13 protein-coding genes and 2 pseudogenes are annotated in these 23,811 nt (G+C 36.8%); 6 read left to right on the forward strand and 9 right to left on the reverse strand.

The annotated features are described in order from the left end of the window. Window positions 1-22 precede the first annotated feature (22 nt). A complete protein-coding gene (locus tag SAGCYANO_RS16380) occupies window positions 23-187 on the forward strand; it encodes a hypothetical protein (RefSeq protein ID WP_202221058.1) in 165 nt (54 codons plus the stop codon). A gap of 177 nt (window positions 188-364) precedes the next feature. Here the strand turns inward: SAGCYANO_RS16380 and SAGCYANO_RS16385 are convergent, their stop codons facing one another. The 5 genes from SAGCYANO_RS16385 to SAGCYANO_RS44820 all read right to left on the reverse strand — a co-directional run bounded on the left by SAGCYANO_RS16385 (window position 365) and on the right by SAGCYANO_RS44820 (window position 5,616). Next, the gene (locus tag SAGCYANO_RS16385; RefSeq protein WP_202221059.1) at window positions 365-1,732 is read right to left on the reverse strand and encodes a flotillin family protein; all 1,368 of its coding nucleotides are present in this window, start codon (window positions 1,730-1,732) and stop codon (window positions 365-367) included. A 609-nt stretch (window positions 1,733-2,341) separates the two neighbouring features. Next, complete coding sequence (locus tag SAGCYANO_RS16390) at window positions 2,342-2,689, reverse strand: NfeD-like protein (RefSeq protein ID WP_202221060.1); 348 nt, start codon at window positions 2,687-2,689, stop codon at window positions 2,342-2,344. A gap of 96 nt (window positions 2,690-2,785) precedes the next feature. Then, window positions 2,786-3,394, reverse strand: a complete 609-nt coding sequence (locus tag SAGCYANO_RS16395; RefSeq protein WP_202221061.1) for an NfeD-like protein — start codon at window positions 3,392-3,394, stop codon at window positions 2,786-2,788. Between the two features lie 624 nt (window positions 3,395-4,018). After that, window positions 4,019-5,092 (reverse strand): phytanoyl-CoA dioxygenase family protein, encoded by a 1,074-nt coding sequence (locus SAGCYANO_RS16400; RefSeq protein ID WP_237396228.1) that lies wholly within the window; start codon window positions 5,090-5,092, stop codon window positions 4,019-4,021. A gap of 29 nt (window positions 5,093-5,121) precedes the next feature. Beyond that, on the reverse strand, window positions 5,122-5,616 hold the full coding sequence (locus SAGCYANO_RS44820; protein WP_237396229.1) for an SDR family NAD(P)-dependent oxidoreductase: 495 nt from the start codon (window positions 5,614-5,616) through the stop codon (window positions 5,122-5,124). Window positions 5,617-6,459: 843 nt separating this feature from the next. Here SAGCYANO_RS44820 and SAGCYANO_RS16405 point away from each other — a divergent pair. Continuing rightward, window positions 6,460-8,202, forward strand: a complete 1,743-nt coding sequence (locus SAGCYANO_RS16405; RefSeq protein ID WP_202221062.1) for an alpha/beta hydrolase — start codon at window positions 6,460-6,462, stop codon at window positions 8,200-8,202. Between the two features lie 514 nt (window positions 8,203-8,716). On the opposite strand, the gene SAGCYANO_RS44825 is transcribed toward SAGCYANO_RS16405, so the two are convergent. From SAGCYANO_RS44825 to SAGCYANO_RS16415, 3 genes and pseudogenes are all read right to left on the reverse strand, one after another. Then, window positions 8,717-10,561, reverse strand: a complete 1,845-nt coding sequence (locus SAGCYANO_RS44825) for a plasmid replication protein, CyRepA1 family (RefSeq protein ID WP_237396230.1) — start codon at window positions 10,559-10,561, stop codon at window positions 8,717-8,719. After that, window positions 10,498-11,727: a DUF3854 domain-containing protein gene (locus SAGCYANO_RS44830; RefSeq protein WP_237396231.1), complete on the reverse strand. Its 1,230-nt coding sequence runs from the start codon at window positions 11,725-11,727 to the stop codon at window positions 10,498-10,500. The genes SAGCYANO_RS44825 and SAGCYANO_RS44830 overlap by 64 nt, the downstream gene beginning before the upstream one ends. 86 nt (window positions 11,728-11,813) lie before the next feature. Further along, window positions 11,814-13,020, reverse strand: a pseudogene (locus SAGCYANO_RS16415) (RNA-guided endonuclease InsQ/TnpB family protein). A gap of 1,678 nt (window positions 13,021-14,698) precedes the next feature. On the opposite strand from SAGCYANO_RS16415, the pseudogene SAGCYANO_RS16425 reads away from it, so the two are divergent. The 4 genes and pseudogenes from SAGCYANO_RS16425 (at window position 14,699) to SAGCYANO_RS16440 (ending at window position 22,516) form a co-directional block, all read left to right on the forward strand. Then, window positions 14,699-15,724, forward strand: a pseudogene (locus tag SAGCYANO_RS16425) (AAA-like domain-containing protein). A gap of 265 nt (window positions 15,725-15,989) precedes the next feature. Beyond that, entirely contained in the window at window positions 15,990-18,389 is a 2,400-nt protein-coding gene (locus tag SAGCYANO_RS16430) for a CHASE2 domain-containing protein (protein ID WP_202221064.1), read from the forward strand. A gap of 86 nt (window positions 18,390-18,475) precedes the next feature. Then, window positions 18,476-19,249: a DUF928 domain-containing protein gene (locus tag SAGCYANO_RS16435; protein WP_202221065.1), complete on the forward strand. Its 774-nt coding sequence runs from the start codon at window positions 18,476-18,478 to the stop codon at window positions 19,247-19,249. A gap of 120 nt (window positions 19,250-19,369) precedes the next feature. Further along, window positions 19,370-22,516 (forward strand): CHAT domain-containing tetratricopeptide repeat protein, encoded by a 3,147-nt coding sequence (locus SAGCYANO_RS16440; protein WP_202221066.1) that lies wholly within the window; start codon window positions 19,370-19,372, stop codon window positions 22,514-22,516. Window positions 22,517-23,649: 1,133 nt separating this feature from the next. Here SAGCYANO_RS16440 and SAGCYANO_RS47625 read toward each other — a convergent pair. After that, window positions 23,650-23,778, reverse strand: a complete 129-nt coding sequence (locus SAGCYANO_RS47625; RefSeq protein WP_255502574.1) for a hypothetical protein — start codon at window positions 23,776-23,778, stop codon at window positions 23,650-23,652. Window positions 23,779-23,811: the final 33 nt, after the last annotated feature.

Consider the following 23,811-nt stretch of genomic DNA (forward strand, 5'->3'; position numbering starts at 1 on the left):
TTTTTTGACTCCGTTATTTTAGTTGTTTAAGAAGGAAGAGGGAAGAAGGAAGAAGGAAGAGGAGGACAAGAAGACAAGGGAGAAGAAAGAGGGAAGAGGGAAGAAGGAAGAGGAGGACAAGAAGACAAGGGAGAAAAAAGCTCTACTTATGGGGAGGGCAAATGCCATTCGCCCCTACAAATGGTGATAGAATCTGGTTATATAGTATATGTTTATAACTATACTCCCCTGCTCCCCTGCTCCCCTACTCCCCAGGGGAGGGCGAATGCCATTCGCCCCTACAAATGGTGATAGAATCTGGTTATATAGTATATGTTTATAACTATACTCCTCTACTCCCCTGCTCCCCGACTCCCCTACTCCCTTACTCCCCTACTGCTCTACTCCCATTCCTGAAATTACCTGTCACATCAACGCCCAGGGTTTGATTAACATTTTTGAGGAACTGGCGGAAGATTTCAGGATAAGCATTTACCAAACTAGCGATCGACTTGCCATCTCCACTATCGATAACTTTGATATTTTCCAATTTAACTTGCTCTGTCACTTTCGCAGACTCGCGTAAAATCATACTAATTTGTTGTAAGTAGAACAACTCCGCGGCATCTTTACCAGTTTCTTGCCAAACTTGGGAAAGCATATCGTTAACTAACGCTTCAGCTTGAGCATTTTCTGATAGAGAAGCAGCATTTCCCTTAGAACGGAGTTCTTTTGCTTGTCGTTGTGCTTCTGCTGGCAATACTTCATCTGCTTCTAAACGCAACCTCTCTAACTCAGCGCGGACTGTTTGCAATAATTGTTCTGCTCTTGCCCTTGCTTCTTTAGCTGCTGCTTTGGTTCGTTCTTCTTCCGAACGTGCTTGCTGTTCCAATTCTGCTTGAATTTTACGGAGTTCGTTTTCTTTCTGGACGATAAATGTTTCTGACTGAGTTTTGGCAATTTCTGACTGTCGTTGGCAGTCAGCTTCTATTTGGTCTGCTTCTGCTTTGGCGTTAGACTCAGCTATTTCAGCATCTCGACGGATCATGGCAATTTGTTTGCGACCAATTGAGTTTAGGTAGTCTACGTCATCGGAAACGCTTTGAATTTTCAGAATGTCGAGTTGTAGGCCCAATTTTGCTAAGTCGCGACTCACGTCTTCGGCAATACGTTCGGCAAATTGGAGACGGTCTTCGTTTAGTTGTTCTGGGGTCAGGGTGGCAACTACACCCCGCAGGTTTCCTTCTAGGGTTTCTCTTGCTACACGGGTAATTTCTGAGCGGTCGCGGTCGAGAAATCTTTCTATGGCATTGCCTACTATTTTGGGGTCATTGGAAACTTTGATATTGGCGATCGCTTGAATATTTAGTGGAGTACCGCCTTTGGAGTAAGCATTCCGCACTTCTACAGGTACTGGCATTGTGCGTAGGTCCATTGTTTTAGTTGTTTCCAGAATTGGGATGGGAATTGCTCGGCCACCGAAGATTACACGATAACCCACTGTTTCTCCTTCTTTTGTCTTCCGTTTTCGACCGGATAAAATTAGAATTTCATTGGGTTTACAAATTTGTATGAATGTGTTGATAAACCAGATTAATACTATCACTCCAAATATAGATAGAGCGATGGGTAAACCTGTAGAAATTTTTCCTGTAAAATCCTGAATTGGCTCCCTTTGTATTACAGGAGGAACTTGTGCTATTTCTACAGTGGTTAATTCGGCTTGATTGGATTCTAAAATTTTACTTTTCATTAGTTAAATTTCCTCATTTATTTTTGTGAAATATAGTATTTTTCATGTAGTAGTATGAAAGTTGGAGTTAACTGGCCTACAAATCGTTTATTTCCCTAAAAATATTTGTGGTTATTCATTATCTTTTCTGTGGTGGGTTTAATACCCCACCGTCATTTCAGTTATCAGTTATCAGTTATCAGTTATCAGTTAGCCTCCTCCGGAGGAACTGCACCCTTCAGTACCTCTCTGTGCCTGTTTACGCAGTATTCGGTAGGAAAGTCAGAGGCTTGAAATATTGAACTTGATTTTCTCTTAGTCGATTGGATATGGCGAGGAAACCCGCTCTTGACAGAGCCGCTCCGAAGATCGCCATCCCACCCTTCGGGAAACTGCGCTACGACCAAGAGAAAAGAAATAATATCTCCTGATATTCAATTCCGTAGCGGTTTTAACCAGAGGTAATTATCAATTATCCATTATCCATTATCAATTAATGAATCCCCCACTCCCCCACTCCCCCATTCCCCCACTCCCCACTCCCCTACTCCCTTTTTCTAAGGGTGACAATAAATTGACCCTGGGGGGTAGGGGGGATACCTTCAGCATAGCTGCCTTCTTCATTTCTGATTATTCCTGATGTTGAAAAGATGATTTGGAAATTACCCACACTTGATTATTTTCTGTGCCGATAATAAATACTTCTTCTCCCTTAGTAAATTCTTTAGATTCTTCTGTTGTACGGGCAATTAATCCGATGTTAGATCCTTTAATATTTAGACTAACTTTACCTCTACTATGAGTATCGAATGGAATTTCCACAATGCAGGGTAAACCTAAAAAATCTTGAGGGCTAACAAGACTATTTATTACTTCTTGGTTTTGTCGAAAAATCGACAACAATAGTACTATTAACATCCCAGCAAATATTCCTACTACTACTGAAATATAGGCTAACATTAAAAGTTGATTTTTCATGCCGAGCTATTCATATCGCAACTATATTTAAGTTTTGCAGAAAATTTCTTGAAATTGGGGAATTGGAAAATAGCGTTCGAGGATAGCTGAAAAATATTAAGATTCATCCTCTGATGTTTTATCTAGATAATCTTCTGATACTACCCATACTCTATTATTTTCTATTCCCACGATAAATGCTTTTTCTCCTCTAGTAAATTCCCTAGATTCTTCAGTAAAAGCCATCAATTCTAAAACAGAATTTTTCACATTTAATCTAATTTTTCCTCTACTATTTTTATCAAAAGGAATCTCCACAATTCCAGAAAGACCTGCGAGATCGCCACTACGCACCAAGCTATCAGCTTGACGATTTTTTAAGTTATATAGCACCCATGCCATTATTGTGCCACATAAAATACCAACAATTATAGAAATAATGGCAATTATTGTTGGTGAAAGAGTGGGAGAAATATAGGATAACAAAATACCAGTTAGCCCAAAGAAACAACTGCCAAAAGTCCAAAATTTTAGGCTGAATAATGGTAGCCATAATCTTCGCCGACGCTGATATATTGAAGTATTAACTTGTCTACTTGATTGGTCTGTAATTTCTAAGTCTGGGTCAAAGTCTTGGTCAAAATCTACACCATCTAGACCGGCAAAGGCGGAGAGTGCCACAAATGCTCCACCAATAATTAGACAGAAAACATAAGCTGATTCCATAAGTTGTCCTTCATAATTTTTAAAGCCTCTTGGTCTATTTATATTCTGGCAAATTCGTTTCCTATTCAGGCTATTTGTAAAAAAAATTTGTGTTTGACATGATAACTACTTTTTATTTCATCAGTAGAATTTTTAATTACTATGAAAACTTTCTTTGTTAGATACAGAAAACTTTGATATAGAGATATTATACCCAAAGTTAGTAGTTTATGGGGGACGAATATTTAGATTGCCAATTGTATAATACCAAGTGTGATAAATGTTTTCTACAAATAGTTAGATTTTTTATAGGAGTAAATTCAGTTATCAGTTAGCCTCTTCCGGAGAAACTGCGTTTTTTATATCGTGTATAGACAAAAGTGGGAAAAATATTTCTCTGTATTCGATTCATTATCACTCTATATCCTAACCAATTCAAGATTTGCTATACAGAAATAAAATTATAATTTTTTACTTAGAAGGAGCTGGTTTAATTCTATAAAATACCTATCTAGATTGCTGTTTATTTTAATTTATTATTTCTGATTTTTTGATTATTTCCTTCTTCATTTTTCTTTCTTCCTTCTTCCTTTTGATTGATTTATTATTTCTGATTTTGTCTTCTTTTCTTCCTTTTTCATTCTTCTACAATAATACTGACTGTTGATAATTAGGATTATAATTAGGTAAAACTTCTACGGTAGGTTGAGTAACTCGTAAAGTTAATGATAGTCTAATTTTACCGCTCGTATTACATACAGAACGATGAATAAGTTCATCTGTAAACATCACAAACTGACCTGGTTTGAGAATTACTGGTACTGAATTTTCTGCCAATTTTTCTGTAACTTCAAGGAAATCATTGCCACTAAAAGGGTCTGTCATTTTTATAGATAAATTGTTACTTTTATGAATATTTGGTATAAATTCAAAGCCATTAAATTTATTGACTTCAGTCAGAGCAATATAAATATTAATTGTTTTACCTACACCAGAAAGTAATTTTGGATAAGAGTCTGTGTGCCACAAGGGGATTAATTGTTTTGCGGGATAATTTACCCAGAGTTCGGAACGCCATAATACTAATTTTTCTCCTAAGTATTCTTGCAATTTTGCCAATAATTTTTCATCCTGACATATTTTCCAAATTTCAGGGGAATCAAGATGTCTTTCCATGTGAAATTCTTGTTTCCAAATTTGAACTAATAATAGAAAGGCTGAACCAAATTTCAATTTCCATAAAAATTTTAAAAGGCGTAAAAATAATAATTTCCCTGGAGGTTTTGGTAAGATTTCTGCAAAAATTGTTTTGGTAATTTGAGCAATTTCTTGACTGTCTAGTTTGAGAGAGTAGGGACCGGAGATTCCAGAATAGTTATCATAATTAATTGTGTCGTTAGTTGTTGTCTTTTGGCATCCACTCCAGAGTAAACTTCTTTCCCAAAGTTGTTTTGCTAGGTGAATATCTGTTGCTATTTTTGGCAAAGGAATTTCCTGGGTTTGGGAATCAAAAAATTTACCACTGATACCTTTTAATTGACTAGACTGGGCACAAAATAATGCACTATTTGCACCTTTTTCTGGGGAAATTCCTAAACCTAAATATTTACTCAGACTATGCCAAATTGTAATATTGGATTGTACAAATCCTGGATGAACGGCATTAACGGTTACATTTGTATTTTCTAACTGTCTGACAAGTTCAGTTGTCAACAGCAATAAACATAATTTAGAGACAGAATAAAGTTCTAAAAAATTGAGGGGTGTTTTTTTACTAATAAATTCCAAGGAATAGTTTTTGGTTTTAATGCTAAATCGGAAGCTACCATAATAATTCTACTAAATGCAGAATTCTTGAGTTTTTCTAATAAAAGATATGTCAGTAAAAAATGACCTAGATAGTTCGTTCCCCAAATTAGTTCAAATCCCTCTTGAGTAGTTCCTCTTTGATGAAAAATTCCGGCATTGTTAATTAAAATATCTAGAGGAAGTTGTCTGGCAACAAACAAATCAACAAATTGACTAACTGAATCTAAAGAAGCTAGATTTAAAGGCAAAAATTCAACATTTTTATTGCCACTAATTTGACGAATATAATCTACAGCTTTCGTGGCTTTACTAATAGAACGACAGGCAATAAATACATGACATCCAGCTTTGGCCAAACCAACAGCAGTCATTAAACCAACACCAGAATTACCACCCGTAACAATACATACTTGATTTTGTAAATCTTGATTCATAACTTAAAAAAATATTGAAGAAGGAAGAAGGAAGAAGGAAGAAGGAAGAAGGAAGAAGAAGGAAAAAGTAGATGGGGATAGTCTTCGACAAGCCGCTCCGCGTCTACAAACCCCAAACAATTACACCGTGTAGACGGCGGGGTATTAAACCCAAAATATTGATAATAAAAATATGAGTTTTGGATGCTTAAATTGTCAATCATAAATTATCCCCTAGTAATACCATTTATCAAAAACTTTTCTACATTTTGTTGAACAGGGGACCCACCCCTAACCCCTCCCAGGAGGGGAAATAGGGGAGTGGGTAGGGACGTTGCATAAGGGCGTCCGTACAGGGAGAAGCAAACAGAAGAATAATTAACATTAACTTAGCTGAAATTAGCAAAATCACTTTTTTGCTTGTGCTGATTAGTTGACAACTGAAGTACTGCCCAAGTATAGCAATAATGCATGGGAATTGGTATAAGATAACTGATAGCTTGAAATATTTTTGATGTTCCATATTGTTTTTACCGAATAATTAATAATTAAATAATTAAATAATTAAATAATTAAATAATTCAGCTTTGTTAGCCTCCCCTTTCAAGGGGAAAAAAGCGGTCGAGGGATGGCGAGGAAACCTGCGCCATATCCAATCGACCAAGAGAATAAATTTTTTCCTTTTAGTCAATCCTCTTCCTTTTAGGGAGAGGTAATTATCAATTATCAATTATCAATTATTGAATTACTATTTTTTTCCCTACAAAAAGTATATTTGCTGAATTTAATCATCAACTAATTGTTTATAAAACCACAAAAATAGGGAACAATAATTCTTATGAGCTGAAATTGAGGCCAATATTTATGAATAGGCATCGTTATGGATTTTTACTAAGTTTACTATTATTAGGAACAGGCTTAATATTATCAATTATATTTAATCCTACTATCGGCATTGAAGTAACATCTATAAATATTGAAATAGACTCTCAACGAAATTTAGTCAGTCGTATCTATACCCCCACCACAGCAAAACCTCATCCCGTAATATTACTGTGTCATGGTGTCAACAATAGCAAAGAAATGATGACACCTCTAGCAGTAGAGTTGGCAAGACATGGAATAGCAGCGATCGCTTTTGACTTTGGCGGTTATGGCGAGTCTTATTCACTGAAAAATAGAGAAAAGTCTATAGAAAACTTAGACAAAAACACCAAAGCAGATGCTAAAGCAGTTCTCGCATACATTCGCGACCGCCCAGAAATTTTTGACCAAGACCGTATTGGTATTCTCGGTCATTCTATGGGTGGTGCAACAGCATTAAAGTTGGGACAAACAGAAGAACTATTGCGCTCGACAATTATTTTAGGTATGAGTGGCAGCGCTACTACCACCACTCCTCGAAATCTATTTTTGGGCGCTGGTGTATATGAGCAAATTAACCCTCCTGAAGATTTACGAATTATGTTGCAGCAAGCAACGGGTAGCAAAAATCCTGTTTGTGTCAATAATGGTAATAATATTTGCGGTAGTTTCAGTAATGGTACTGCTCGACTGTTAATAATTTCTGGGACTGCTGACCATATCATCGCCACCTATGACCCACAGTTAATGCGGGAAGTTATCGAGTGGGTGCAACGTAGTTTAGATGTTAATTCTACTAAGGAGGTAAAATTAGCTGCACCTGGTTTAATCATTTCTATGTTATTAACATTTGCAGGTGGTATTGCTTCTGGTGTTTGTGTATTACTCCGACCTGATGAAAAAATCAGAATGCAGAATACAGAAATGAGAGGAGAAAGTTTAGTAGAAGAGATATATTTTCGTCAGATAAAAAAAGCAGCAATGCTAAAAGTACAGTTATTATGGCGACGTTGCGTTACCTGGTTATTGGCAATACAAATGACTGTTATTTGGTTGATGGCAATAAGAGGTCTAGCACCGACCAGAAGCGCGAGTAATATGCTGATTTTTTGTTATGTTTTGCAACTGTGTAGTAATTATGCTTTACGTCGTTCTGACAAGTTGACTTCTGTTTTGCGAGTTGTCTGTTTATATGTTTTGCTTTTGATAGTGGCGTTTTTATTGCCGACATTATTATGTGGAGTTACTGAAATTTTAACTACACCAAATTATCTGGTGAGTTTACCTCAATTTTTGCTCCAGTGGCCGTTTTTTGCTTTCTATAACTACACCATCGCAGCTAAATTAATTTTGATTCCTACTTATACTTTAGAATTACAGGTTAGTTGGTTGTTTATATTATTAGTGTTGCTAGAGTTGATGTCGTCTGGGATAACTTTGCTAATAGTGGAACAAATTTTAGTGGGGAGTGTGAAATGGTTACGTCGTCCGTTTGTTTTCACTGGAGTGAGTAATATTTCCCAGAAACAAATTGGTTTATTAGGGTTATTATTGTTGGTTTTTTTAGGGGTATTGTATCAGCGAGTGAGCGACGGTTTATTGGTGCTGGTAATGAGTAAGGGAATATTGGCATTACAGATGCTGGGGTTATTTTTATTTTTGCCCATAGGAATTATTGTGGTTACTGTTAGGTCTTCCTGGTTTCAAAATTTAGAGTCTCCATTAAAAGAAGAGGAAATATAGCAGATGGAAGATGGAAGAAAAGTTTAGTTATCAGGACTTACGCAGCAAGCGCCATATCTAGTAGGGGCGAATGGCATTCGCCCTCTGCAGATAGCGTTTGATCTAAGAATTTGCGTAAGTCCTGGTTATCTAAGAAACAAGAAAGAAGGAAGAAGGGGAAAAGATAAAATTAATTTTTCCGAAATTTATTAATAGGATGCAAGCCCCCCTAGCCCCCCAAAATTGGGGGGAATAAAACTCTAAAAGTCCCCCTTGATCCCCCTCCCGTCCCCCTTGAAAAGGGGGAAGCCAGATGTTGCTGCGCTTTTTGTTGAACGGGGGATGCGCGGGGGCTTGAGCATAACCAAACAATCGCACATTCAGACTTCAATTCAGCAACGCCGATTATTCTTCCTCCTACCTCCTCTATAATTCCCCGTTCCTCCTGTCTCCTATCTCCTGTCTTCCCCTCCTGGGAGGGGTTAGGGGTGGGTTGTCTCCTACCCTTACCCATAAGACTAGTGAAGCGCAAACCCTATTTAGTATGACTAGCACTTAACCACTGCTGAAATACCTCAAACCTGCCATCGTCAGGATTAACAATACGATAAATTCGCAATCGCTTTTTCTGATGACTCTCTGTCCGCAAACACTCCAAACTATAACCAATTTTATCCAAAAAACGTCGCACTATTGTAATAGGACTAGAATTTACCGCCAACCCTATCCCGACTATAGTTTTAATTGCTGTTCGGTTTGCTAAAGCAGTGTTGGCCAACAATTGCAAATCTTCATCTATATTTTTCAACTCTCGTTGCTTATCTTTCAACAATAGCGGTATTTTCAATAATTCCATTACCCCAATGGTTGCACCCAGTAAGCGATCGTTAAAATCAGGTATGAAAATATTTCCCTTGCCTAACTCTAAAATTGTTTTCGCTATTTCAGCATCTCGTGCTACTAAGTATTGTCGTCCTACGGTCATAAAATAATGTAGTTGCAACTGTTGATACCATCCAGCATCATCTTTTTCTACCAACTCAGAAGTTATGGGGATACTGTAGCGCAACATTAATTCAAATTTTCGTTGTTCCCGTTGTTGTTTGCTGGTTTTGGATAATCGCTTTTTTAGTTTTTGATACTCGGTCAAACTAATATTTCTGGCAGTAGCGATCGCTTCACATTCTGTCTGATAATTTTGCTTAATTACAGTAGCGATCGCTTCCTGTAAATCATTAATTTCTGTAAGTGTTTCTGATGATTTTTTGGCTTCTAAATTATTAGCTAAAACTTCCGGGGAAGCTTCGATAATATGATGTCCTTCTAATCGTAAAGCTTCTAAAATAGACTCTCGATATTGATTCATTCCTGCATTGAAACGAACGGCTAGTTTTGCCCAACACAAAAAAGATTCTGCTTGAAAACCTGTTTCTAAATCGTCCAAACCATCAAAATCTGATTGTTGTAATAGTCTAATATTGAGTTGAGTCAGACGTTGTTCGGAATTGAGCAAAGAAGTAATAGAAGTCGAACCATTACCAACTTGATTAAAACCAGAATTTGCTACCCATAAATATCTCGGAATATTCTCACGAACTCTACCTAAAGATTGACAAACAGAAGTTGCTCCTTGTACTCCTTGAGCAATAGCCCAAACTGAAGTAAAATGACCTTGAATATCAATACTAATTCCTGTTTCAATAGAAGGAGAAGCTAAGACAATATCATATTTTGGCAATACCTGATTTAATGATTTAATACAACCATAAGCAGGATGATTAGGTTCAGCTAAAGATTCTGAATCTATTCTGAGGATTTTTAAGTCAGGAAACTGTTTTTTTAGATAAGCTTCTAAAGCACGAGTTCCCCATTTACTGGTAATTTTTTGTGCTGATAAACACACCATTGGTTTGCCACCTTCACGGATATGTTTGTGTAAATCTGCAATTAATCTTTTGGGAGTAGTTTCTGGATAATTAAAAACTTGCCAAGCTTCTTTTTCTCCTGGTAGCCAATCATTTTGAATAATAAAAGGTTCTAATTTGACTCCTGCTAAAGCTTGTAGATAATCTATTGAAATATCGCTTAAGTCAGCATCAGCTATAAATACCTGACCGACACCTCCTAAAACATTTTGCATTAATGTTTTGAAAGACCTGAGAATTTCTACTCGGTTTTGCCGACAAGTATTAGAATTTAAACCATGCCAGATTACCTGTTCTATTTCATCAATAATTACAACTCCATCCGACCAACTTTCTGGATTAAAACTAGCCTGAGAATTAGGATGTAGGGAATCAATACATAAACCAATACCTAATAATTTATTATCGGATTTTTGTCTACTTCTGTAATATATTTTAGTCCGAAACGTTGACATAACTCTTGTACTAACTGCACCCGATGACCAATAACTAAAACCTTTTGATTGCGAGCTACAGCTTCACTGACAATTTTCTCTAATAACTTAGTTTTTCCAGTGCCCTTAGCAGATTTAATTCCTACCAATTTTGCCGGAAAATCAGTGCTATAAGCTAGGTCAAGATTATCTAATTTTTGTAAATTATTACTGCTGATAGAACCTAAAATATGTTGTTCGGAAAGATAACGACTATTAACTCTAAGATTTACAGGATATGTAAGTTTGCTAAATGATTTAGCCTTCCAAAGCTCTAAAGGTAATGCGTTTTTATAAGCTTCATCAAACACACCTTGCCCATGATTTGCAATTAAATCATCAACTCCCTTACCCAATTCTGGATTCCAGGAAATAACTTTAACATTACATCCTTTTCTTGTAAGTAAATATCCAGTTTGTCTAATAGCAGCATTAACATTTTTAATAGTCTTAGGTTTAGTATCTTGGTCAAATGCAATATAAATTTCTCGATGATTATTTGCTAGCTTTTCTAACTGAGGAATTAAATTCGATTTACCAATACGGTTGCCATATTCATCCCTAATAACTCGATATCCACCAAAAATTCCTGGTAAGGCGATCGCTACATAACCACCTGTTAATAAAGCACCAGTTTTTTTTGCACCTTCAGTAATACATAAAGGTATTTGAGGATGGGCGATAAACCACTGCCAAAAACCAAAGTCTGGTTGATTATTATCAATATCTTCTGGCAGAATTTCTATTTGATAACGACTAGCAATTTGATGCCACAAATGTAGGGGTATTTTTAGGGCAAATAAACTGGTAGGAGTTTTCGGGGGATGTTCGTATTTAATTAACTTTTTTTGGTCATAACTTTGACGTGGTTGACTAGGTTTAAAACAACCCCAAAGGTCCTCTTCTCCTGTCAGTAAATCAATTCCCGAACACCACCATCCACCTTCTTCAACGTGTTGGTATCGCTTTAATATTTGGCTAGTTACTCGGCCATCATTTCGTCTAGGAATAGCATCAGAATAAAACAAAAATTCATAAGGCCGCTGTCCTTCTAAAGGGATAACATTAAGGTGTATTAGTTGGTCATCGACACAGCTATTAGTCCATTCTCGGAAATAATTAATTGGTGGTTCGGCCTTAAGGTTCATTTAATAATGCACTCTATATATAGTGAATGATTTTTATTATATGGGAAAAGCACACTATATACATTTGACATCCTCCCGACGCTGCTCTACGAGACAGCGAGGGATTCCCTAGCATCACTGTTAGAGACTTTCTGTTTCTTAGCACCCGCCTTCCGAGATTTACTCTCTTCGGGTCTAAAAGCGCGCTCCACAGACTGACACTGCTCCTCCCGCAGCCAAAATGTTTATACTAGCGTTAATATCTCGATCATGGTGAGCTGCACATTCTGGGCAATCCCACTCTCTAATATTTAGAGGTAATTTCTCAACTACATGACCACAATTAGAACAACGCTTAGAACTGGGAAAGTATCTATCAATCTTGATTAATTCCCGTCCATACCATTCAGCCTTGTATTCCAACTGTCTGACTAGCTCTCCCCAGTTGGCATCACTTATTGCTCTAGCTAATTTATGATTCTTGACCATGTTTTTGACTGCCAAGTCCTCAACTACAACAGTTTGATTTTCTCTGATTAATTGAGTGGTCAGCTTATGGGTATAGTCAAGCCTTGAATCTTTAATTTTTGCGTGTATTAGAGCGACTTTCAACCTAGCCTTTTGATAATTATTAGAACCCTTAGTTTTTCTTTTCAGAGACTTCCCCGCCAATCTCAATTTTTTGTGTAATTTGTTTATATTCTTTGGGTTAGCAATTTTTTCTCCGTCACTGGTAGTAACTAAACTGGTAATTCCTAAGTCAATACCTATTTGTTTCTCGACTGGTTTAAGTTTTAAATCTCTGGTATCATTGACTCTCAAAGACACAGACCATCTACTACTGGGATCAAGTTTCACTGTTATTGTTGTTGGTACACAATCTGGTGGTAGTTGTCTACTCCATCTAATCGGTAACGGTTCAGCACATTTAGCTAGATAAACTTGACCATCTTTCCACTTAAATGCTGACTTTGTAAATTCAGCACTACCACCATGACGCTTTTTCTTAAAGTTGGGATATTTAGTCCGTCCACTAAAAAAATTAGTAAAAGCTGTCTGTAGATGTCTCAAGCCTTGCTGTAATGGTACACTGCTTACTTCAGTGAGGAAATCTAAATCTTCCTGTTTTTTCCATAAAGTAAGCATAGCTGAAGTTTCCTTGTAGCCTACTCGCTCTTTGTTTTCATACCAAGCTTGAGTTCTCGCAGCTAAAGCCTTATTGTAGATTAGGCGCACACAACCCAATGTTCTCCGCAACAGGTTTTCCTGTTCTGGAGTAGGATAAAACCTAAACTTGTAAGCTTTCTCAACCATTTACTGTTTGCTTATTTTTATGTTTACATTTTAACAGACTCTGTGTGAAACCGCAACATTGATTGGTTTTTCCTCCGGAATGCGCTCGCATTCATCCCTCCGCTCCCCTAATAGCTGCCGCTAGGCTCCGCCAACGGGAGAGCGCGGGTCTTCAACCAACGTTGAGATAAAATTTTCTGAAGTTGTTGGATTTTTGTATGATATTAATCTTAATTATTTAGGAGTCAGGAGTCAGTCCTCAAGAGTCAGGAGGAAAGAAAGAAGAAGAAAGAGTAGTAGAGGGAGAAAGTTTTTTTGTTTGCCCTCTTATCCGGACAAGATATCATACCAAATTGATAAATGTTTGCTACAAATAGCTAGGATATTTATTAGGAGTCAGGAGTCAGTCCTCAGGAGTCAGTCCTCAGGAGTCAGAATGAATGGTTTAAATACGATTTAAAAGTCATAAATCATCCTTTTTGTCAAAGGGTATATCCTGCATTTGTCTTTGTTATTCCTCTTACTATTCGTAATATTCTTTTTTAAATTGGTATCATACCTCTTTTCATCAACGCCTAATTTTAATTACTTAGGAGTCAGGAGGGAAGAAAGAAGAAAGAAGAAGGAAGAGGAGAAGGTTTTTTTATCGCTCATTATCCGGACATAATATGACGGGTTTAGGTTCAATATTTCTTGGTTGGGGACATTCATTAAACACTACACAATCAGCAATTTTTTCAAAAAGGTATCCTCCTAATATTTCATATAAAGAAGACGTAGAACCTAAGATACAAATACTGAATAATAGGGTTATTTTGGAAGTTTTTTTCATCTGGATTAAAATAGTTGTTATGTCAACCTTGTTTACTTACAACTACAATTTAACCAGGGTATATTTGATATTTATAAATATAAATTTAATAGCATATTTTATCTTGAAATACCTTACAAAAATGCTCCAGTATAGTCAGTATGTATTTTTTGCATATTCAGAACAAAAATAGAATTTTTTATGCAAGTTTCTGCATATTTTGCTAATTATTCAGAAGTATTTTTATATTCAATATCAGAAAATTTATACTTAAAAAGTCTAATATCAAGAGGGCGAATGCCATTCGCCCCTACATATAAAATTTCTCATAAAAATGAGGTACATTTACGATCCTCCTAAATACCCTTTAAAAAGAGGGACTTTGAAACCTGCCCCCTTTTTAAGCAGTTCCCCCCTTACTAAGGGGGGTTAGGGGGGATCTAAAATTTCATAAATTAGAGAAGCACTATATGGCGTTTTTAAGGTGAATTTGCGTAAGTCCTGTTGATATAAAAATGTATCAGCTACTGAGGTAATAATTAATTATTAATTGTTGAAAAATTCCCTGGGAAATTAAACTTGAATAAAAAGTATATATCTATGAACAAAGGACAATTTGACTACATTTATCGTAATTTGTCAAAAAAGGAAAAAGAAATACTGAAGTGGTACTTATCCGATAAAAATATGACACAGACAAAAATTGCCAACTTAACAAATTACGACCAAGGTAATATAAGCAAAAAGTTAAGGGCGATCGCTAAGAAATTTAACTATTCAGAATCTAGTTTGGATTGGAAAGAATATTTAGTAAATATATTTGGCAAATTTCAACCTAATATGGTCGATCAAGAGTTACTGAAATATTATGGTTGTCACCAAGTTTTCATGCCTGATGGACCGGAAAAACTAGATTCCCCTTTTTATATAGAACGTCATCGAATTAAACGTTGTTCTGTTGAGTCTGAATGTTACGAAGAAATAGAAAAACCAAGTTCTTTAGTCAGAATAAAAGCGCCAAATCAAATGGGTAAAACTTCTTTGATTAAAAGGATACAAGACAAAGCAAATCACAGTAATTATATTCCGATATATCTCAGATTTGATAACTCTGATTGAATCCCGAAAATATTAGTAAGTATTAATGATTTTCTCAAGGCATTTAATAAGAATATAAAGAGTCAGTTTACTGATGTTCCAGAGGGACTACTATGGGATGATAATAATGCTAAAATATCTTGTACTCAGGAATTTGAGGCGTTGTTATTTTTTTTAGGAAAAGAGGTGGTTTTACTCCTAGATGAAGTAGATGAGCTTTATAAATATCCAGAAATAACTGAAGATTTTTGTGGGATGTTAAGAAGTTGGTATGAAGAAAGCAAGACCTTAGAAATTTGGGAAAATCTCAGGATGGTAATTGCTTATTCCACAGAATATCATGGCACATTAGATATTTATCAATCTCCTTTTAATGTGGGCAAACAGATAGAATTAAAGGAGTTTACGGAAGAAGAAGTAACTCTATTGACACTTAGACATCAACTTGACCCGAAAATAGTCACTGATTTAATGTCTATTGTGGGAGGACATCCTTATTTGATTAGATTAGCTTTATATAAAATGTCTCAGGAAGAATTGACAATTGAAAATTTATTAAAAGAGGCTCCTACTGACAGTGGAATTTATCGAGACCATTTCAGTAGACATTTGGAAACTATAGAAAAGAGGGCAAAGATTAAAGCAGTTTTTCAGGAAATATTAAAAGCTAATTCTCCACTACGTTTACCTGATAAAAATCGAGAGGTATGTCAGTTAGAAGGTATGGGGTTAATTACAATGAAAGGTGATTATGCTCAACCTCGTTGTCAGTTATATCGGCAATATTTTCAGGAGCGTTTGGGATTTGCAGGTTAATAAAGTACCAATTATTTATGGGGAAAAATTCCCGTAGCTGTCATTGCGAGGCGACGATATTAGATTCAACTTCCATAGGAAAGAGTCAAGTTAGCCGAAGCAATCTCTACTCTATACAATTAAATGTTAGTCTATTTTTTTGCTAGTCCCTTAGTTCTAGTTAAGTAGCAGAAATAGTGAAACTCAACATCAATAAATTTTTGTTGAGTTTCTACATTTTTAGGTGTAACTATTCCTTACTTATCCATTTTATAGGTAAAAAATTATGAGTTATAAATCAGGTGGTGGGGGTTTATTAGCTAACGATCCAACTTATGTAGAGAGAAAACAAGATGCAGAATTATATGAAAAACTCCTAGCAGGAGAATATTGTTATGTATTTAATGCTCGTCAAATGGGTAAGTCTAGTTTACGGGCAAAAATGATAGCTAAATTACGCTCCAAAGGTTGTAAATGTGCAACAATTGATATGATTATGTTGGGTAATTGTTCTTTACTAGAAAAATCTTGGCATGAAGGATTTTTAAGGGAATTATTTCGCGGGTTTAGTCTAATTAATAGGATCAATTTTCAAGACTGGATGGATAGTTATAAAAACTTGACAAATATCCAACATTTGGTTCTGTTTATTGAAGAAATTTTATTTAGGAATTTTCAAAATCAGAAAATATATATTTTTATTGAGGAAATTGATACCCTAGGAAAATGTGATTTTAAAGATGATTTTTTGAGTTTTATTCGATATTGTTATAATCGCCGGACTGAGAAAAATTCTGATTATCATCGACTGATTTTCAGTTTTTTTGGTGCAATTACTCCAGGGGATTTAATTCGAGATATAAAACGTACTCCTTTTAATATTGGCTGTGGAATTGAGTTAACTGCATTAAGTTTTGCAGAAGCAAAGAAAAGATTAACTCAGGGATTAGAAGAAGTAGTAGAAAAGCCGGATATTGTTTTACAAAAGGTTTTTGATTGGACTGGAGGTCAACCTTTTTTAACTCAGAAACTTTGTCAAATTATTGTTGATTATGCAGATAGTCCTCGACCAAATATTGATAAGTTAGTACAAGAAAATATTTTGACTTCTTGGGAGGATAAAGATAATCCTCTTCATTTAAAATATATACGAAATTATTTACTTAGTGATGTTGAATTACTGAGGTTATATCAAACAATTCTCAAGCGGGGAAAAGTTAAGTTTAATCATAGTCAACTACAGATGTCTCTAAAGTTGTCAGGTATAGTTCTGAAAAAACAAGATAAATTAGTTGTTTTTAATAAGATTTATCAGAGAATTTTTAATCAAAATTGGGTTGAGGAGCAGTTGGTAAATTTAGACAATAATCTGGATTTGCCTAAACCTAGAAGGTTGAGTATGAGTTTAGCTATTGCTAGTTTAGTATGGGTCGGAGTAATTGGTATTAGAGCTTTAGGTTGGCTCCAACCATTGGAGTTAAATCAGTTCGATTTATTAATGCGATCGCGACTTCCAGAAAAGCCAGACCCTAATATTTTAATTGTTGAAGCTACACAAGCAGATATTAACAAATTTGGTATTGGTAATGTTTTAAAGGATGAAATTTTGGCTGAAGTAATAACTAAAATAGATGCTTTTCAACCTGCAATTATTGGTTTAGATTTATGGCGGGAGAAACCTTTAGAATCTGAAGCTAATTATCAAAGGTTATTAACTCTTTTGGCAAATAATCAGAAAATAATTGCTGTTTGTAGTACCAGTGAATATCGCCCTAATAAACCTGGTACGATACCTCCTGAAGGTGTGCCAAAAGAACGTTTAGGTTTTACTGATTTAGCTCTTGATAATGGTCAATTTAAAATTGTCCGTCGCCATTTAATGTTTATGGGTACGGAAGAGAAAGACCCTTGTCAAACAGGTTATTCATTAAGTGCTAGGGTGGCTTTAGATTTTTTGGCAATTAAAGGGATTAAACCTGAAAATACTCCCGAAGGAAATGTTAGAATTGGTGATGTTACTTTAAAGAGACTGAGGAAAGGAGAAGGTATTTATCAAAATTTTGATGATGGCGGGTTTCAAATTTCACTTAATTATAGAAACCAAGGTATCTACCAAAATTTTGATGATGGAGGGTTTCAGATTTTACTTAATTATAGAAATTCAGATAAGGTAGATAATAAAGTTGCTCAAACAATTACTATTTATGATGTTTTGAATGGGGAAATTAATGATTATTTAGTTAAGGATAAAATTGTCCTGATTGGGATTACAGACCCTGCTGCTGGTGACAAGTTTTATACTTTTTATAGTCAGATTCAGCCTCCTAATCAAAAGCAAATGTCTGGAGTTATTTTACACGCACATCAGGTTAGTCAAATTATTAGTGCAGTTTTGGATGGCAGACCTTTAATTACTTTTTGGAGTTGGTGGGTAGAATGGTTATGGATTTTGGCTTGGTCTGTTTTGAGTTGTGTGGCAAGTAGGCATTTTTTTCGAGGTTTTTCTTTGTCCTTATTTGTAGGAGGAAATATTATTGTTTTGTACTCGGTTAGTTTGTTTGTTCTGACTCAAGGTTTTGTGGTTCCTTTGATGCCATCTATTTTGGTATTGATTGTGAATAGTACCACTTTAGTTATCAGTTATCAGTTAGACCCACCCTTTCCAAAGGGGGGTTGGGGGGATTAAAAATAAGGGCTTAATAATTCAGGTTTACGCCATAACTTTATTATAATGCTATTACTTACAAAAAGTTTTTTTCAGGAAGGAAATTTATGAAATATAAACAAGTTATTCAAGTAATTACTTCTACTGTTTATGCCTTGGGGTTATTGGTAGGGGTGACTCAAGATGACAAATTAATGAGTAAAGCTGAAAACAGCTCTTCAGACAATAGCGAATTTAAAATTCCAGAAGAAAGTAGACCAGGGGATAGAGGAGATGCAGGGAATCGAGGCGACGATTCTTGCCCTCCAATAGAAAAGCCTCTTTTAGCTCTCGTTCCTCAAACTAACTTCGGATATACTTTGGTGAGTAATCCGACTTTCTGGTTGTGTATTCCTGATGATAGCAAGTCTATTAATTTCACTTTGATGGATGAAGCTACTAAGCACAAGATTTATCAGACTAAGTTTAATATTGAGTCTGAACGGGGAATAATTAGTGTGAAGTTACCTTCTGCACCGCCTTTAGAGGTAGGAAGAGAATATCATTGGGCATTTGTTCTTGACTATGGAGATGGAGCAGAAGATTTGTTGGTTGATGGAGTGGTTAAACGCGTGACAGCTAACGATAGTTTGACCAGTCGGTTAAATTCGGCTACAACTGTGATGGAAAAGATAGATATTTATGCGGAAAATGGTTTGTGGCACGAGACTATTACGGAGTTAGGAAACTTACGTCGGAGTCATCCTGATGATGTAGCGATCGCGTCTAGATGGAATAGTTTGCTACAGCAAGATCGTATCCGTTTCGAGGACTATGATTTGACTTCAGAGCAGATTCAAGATTGTTATGATGTTGGCGGTAGTACAGTAGCATTGGCGTAATTAGATGTTATAGGGGGCGAATGGCCATTCGCTCCTAGATAAGGATTGAACACAAAACATTTTTTATACCGAATTAAGCGTATTTGACATAAAATAAAAGTATTTTTCAGGAGGAAAATTATGAAAAGTCAGTATTTTGTCGTTGTTATTGTTGGTGTTTTTCTATTGGTGGGGGTGGTTACTCTAGTAGCGAGAAAAATTAAACCTGCTGTGGTAGCTCGAAAGTATAGGGAAGTAAAGGAAGCAGTGCGATTTGTTCTACTTTTTCTTCAGTCTGGGGAAACACAGGAAGGAGCACGATTTGTTCTACTTTTTATTCAGGCAAAGCAGTCATCGACACAGGGGAAGTATAATGAAGCTATCCCTCCATTAGAACGTGCCTTGATCATTGTAGAAAATGTAGGTGTTTCTGAAAATTCTGTTGCTGCCATGTATGTTATTAATGAACTAGGTATGCAACACCATTATCAAGGGAATTACAAAAAAGCTTTATCTCTATACCAAAGGTCAAGGGAAATATTTGAGAAAACATTAGGAATCGACCATCCCTTTGTTGCCAAAAGCCTCAGCAACCAGGCAGAACTGTACCAACTTCAAGGGAACTACACAGAAGCTTTAACCTTATTCCAAAAGTCTTTGGCAATATTTGAGAAAGCACTAGGAGCTAACGTTCCAGCCGTCGCTACCATTCTCAACAACCAGGCAGAAGTTTACCGTCTCCAAGGGAACTACGCAGAAGCTTTACCTCTATACAAAAGGTCTCTGGTAATATTTGAGAAAGCACTAGGAGCTAACGTTCCAGCCGTCGCCACCAGTCTCAACAACCAGGCAGAAGTTTACCGTCTCCAAGGGAAGTACACAGAAGCTTTACCTCTATACAAAAGGTCTCTGGCAATCAGAGAGAAAGCGCTAGTAATCGGCCATCCTTTGGTTGCCGAAAGCCTCAATAACTTTGCATTATTCTACCAAGTCCAAGGGAAGTACACGGAAGCTTTACCCCTATTTCAAAGGTCTCTGGAAATACTAGAGAAGGTATTAGGACCTGAGCATCCCAACATTGCTTCCAGCCTCAACAATCAGGTAGCACTGTACTATGCTCAAGGGAAGTACACGGAAGCCTTACCCCTATTCCAAAGGTCTCTGGCAATCTATGAAAAAGCATTAGGACCTAACCATCCAAACGTTGCCGCCAGCCTCAGCAACCAAGCAGAACTGTACCAGCTTCAAGGGAACTATACAGAAGCTTTACCTTTATTTCAAAGGTCTCTGGCAATCTATGAAAAGGCATTAGGACTTGACCATCCACGGGTTGCTGCCAGCCTCAACAACCTGTCAGTAATGTACCGTGACCAAGGGAAGTACACAGAGGCTTTACCCCTATTCCAAAGGTCAAGGGCAATATTAGAGAAAGCATTAGGAACTAACTATCCAGACGTTGCTACGAGCTTTAGCAACGAGTCATCATTGTATCTTGCTCAAGGGAACATAACCAGTGCTATCGAATATCTCGCTCAAGGAATGGAAGTACAAGAAACCACCCTCACTTCCTTACTCGCCACAGGTTCGGAAAGCCAAAAACAAGCAGCCGTGAGAAAGCTCTCAGCTACAACTTACATCACCATATCCCTACACCTCCAAGACGTACCCAATAACCTTGAAGCAGCTAACCTCTCCCTCACCACCATCCTCCGGCGCAAAGGTCGGATTCTAGACTTTATCGCTGACTCCCTCCAAGCCATCCGCGACAACCTCACCCCAGAAAACGAAAAGTTCCTGGACGACTTCATTAGCACTTGCACTCAACTAGCAAATCTGTATTACAGTAAATCTGAAAACCGCCCCCCGCTCGAACAATACCGTCAACTATTAGATACCCTCAAACGTAAACGAGAAAAATTAGAAGCAGACCTTTCTCTTGCTAGTGTAGAATTTAGAAAAATTTCTCAACCAGTAACGATTGAAGCGGTACAAAAATTAATTCCTACTGATGCAGCATTGGTAGAAATAATGCAGTACAAACCTCACGATGCTAAAGCTAAACCAGCGGAAAGATGGGGAAAACCCCACTACGCAGCCTACATTCTCCATTCCACAGGCGCACCCCAATGGGTAGACCTGGGAGCAGCAGAACCCGTCCACAAAGCCATCACCGAATTTCGCGAAATCTTTACCTCATTAGACAAAAAGAAACTACAAAGATTAAGATTAGATCAAGAACTAATGGAAAAAGCAATTGCCAAAACTAAACAAACCGCCCGCACCTTAGATAAATTAGTCATGGAACCCATCCGCCAAAAACTCGGCAACGCCAAACACATCCTCCTCTCCCCAGACTCCCAACTCAACCTCATTCCCTTTGCTGCTCTGGTAGATGAAAACAACCAATACCTAGTGGAAAACTATACCATCACCTACCTCACCAGCGGACGAGACCTGATCCGTCTTGACCTAGACTTCCCCAGTAAACAACCACCTATGATAGTTGCAGCTCCCATCTACGATGAACCAGGTAAACCAATCTCAGAGCCACTTGCCACCGAGAATAACCGCAGCAGCAACCAACCCTCTGTGGATATAGACAACCTGAAGTTCGGCTTCTTATCTAAAACCGAAGCAGAAGGAAAAGCTATTGCAGCAATGTTAAACGTAAAGCTATTAATGGGATTAGAAGCTACGAAAAACGCCATCAAACAAGCAAAGTCTCCAGAAATACTGCATATTGCTACCCATGCTTTCTTTCTCGAAGATGTGGAAACTCCCCCTCCTTTAGATTCGAGTAGAGATGATTTTATACTTGAGTCTGATTTGGGTATTCAAGGACTGCTATATGCACCAGTAGAAAACCCACTACTGCGTTCGGGTATTGCTTTAGCAGGTGCAAATATTCGGCAAAGTGCTACAGAAGATGGGATAATGACTGCCTTGGAAATGGCAAATTTGAACTTAGCAGGTACTAAATTAGTAGTATTGTCTGCTTGTGAGACAGGAATAGGAGAAGTGAAAGTAGGAGAAGGAGTATATGGGTTGCGTCGAGCTTTAGGTCTTGCTGGTAGTGAAAGTCAGGTAATTAGTTTATGGAAAGTAGATGATTTTGGTACGCAAGAGTTGATGACTAAGTATTATGAGCGGGTGTTGAATAATCAGGAGGGGCGATCGGAGGCGTTACGACAGGTGCAGTTAGGGATGTTGGTAGATGCGATCGCCCAACATCCTTATTATTGGGCATCATTTATGCCTTCGGGAGATTGGGAGGGGATGGGAATTTAGAATTGAGAATTTATAATTTACGCTATATCGCTATATCGCTATATATAGTGTTTACTACTATTGGACAATAGTTATTGCACTCTATCAATAGCGTATGTGCCTAAGTCCTGGAATTAATTAGCACTAGGGAATTTAGAATTGAGAATTTAGAATTTACGCTATATCGCTATATCGCTATATATAGTGTCCACTACTATTGGACAATAGTTATTGCACTCTATCAATAGCGTATGTGCCTAAGTCCTGGAATTAATTAGCACTAGGGAATTTAGAATTGAGAATTTAGAATTTACGCTATATCGCTATATCGCTATATATAGTGTCCACTACTATTGGACAATAGTTATTGCACTCTATCAATAGCGTATGTGCCTAAGTCCTGGAATTAATTAGCACTAGGGAATTTAGAATTGAGAATTTATAATTTACGCTATATCGCTATATCGCTATATATAGTGTTCACTACTATTGGACAATAGTTATTGCACTCTATAAATAGCGTATGTGCCTAAATCCTGGAATTAATTAGCACTAGGGAATTTAGAATTGAGAATTTAGAATTTACGCTATATCGCTATATCGCTATATATAGTGTTTACTACTATTGTCCAATAGTTATTGCACTCTATAAATAGCGTATGTGCCTAAGTCCTGGAATTAATTAGCACTAGGGAATTTAGAATTGAGAATTTAGAATTTACGCTATATCGCTATATCGCTATATATAGTGTTCACTACTATTGTCCAATAGTTATTGCACTCTATAAATAGCGTATGTGCCTAAATCCTGGAATTAATTAGCACTAGGGAATTTAGAATTGAGAATTTATAATTTACGCTATATCGCTATATCGCTATATATAGTGTTTACTACTATTGGACAATAGTTATTGCACTCTATAAATAGCGTATGTGCCTAAATCCTGGAATTAATTAGGACTTACGCATGAATGCTATTGGTAGGGTGTGTTAGCGCACTTCGTAACTGAGGAATATCCTTTATGTAGTGCCTTTGCGTAAGTCCTGTTAATGTTATGTACGGTTGAATAGTTATATAGCAACCGTCAAGGCGGTTAGGACAATTAGTGCGAGCATCTTGCTCGCGTCATAAATCATCATAATTACCCGATGTCCTAACTATAGTGGCGACTGCTATACAGCAGATTCCAAAAATCATTAATATTTGGAATAGGCAAGATGACAAAACTATTGCTAGGGAAAATATTGGCTGCGATCGCTTTTGCTATGATGTAGTAAACCAATTTAAAAATTTTTAAACAATAAATTTAGACATC

It is taken from the genome of Okeania sp. KiyG1, from assembly GCF_014132355.1.
In the GTDB taxonomy this organism is placed as follows: domain Bacteria; phylum Cyanobacteriota; class Cyanobacteriia; order Cyanobacteriales; family Microcoleaceae; genus Okeania.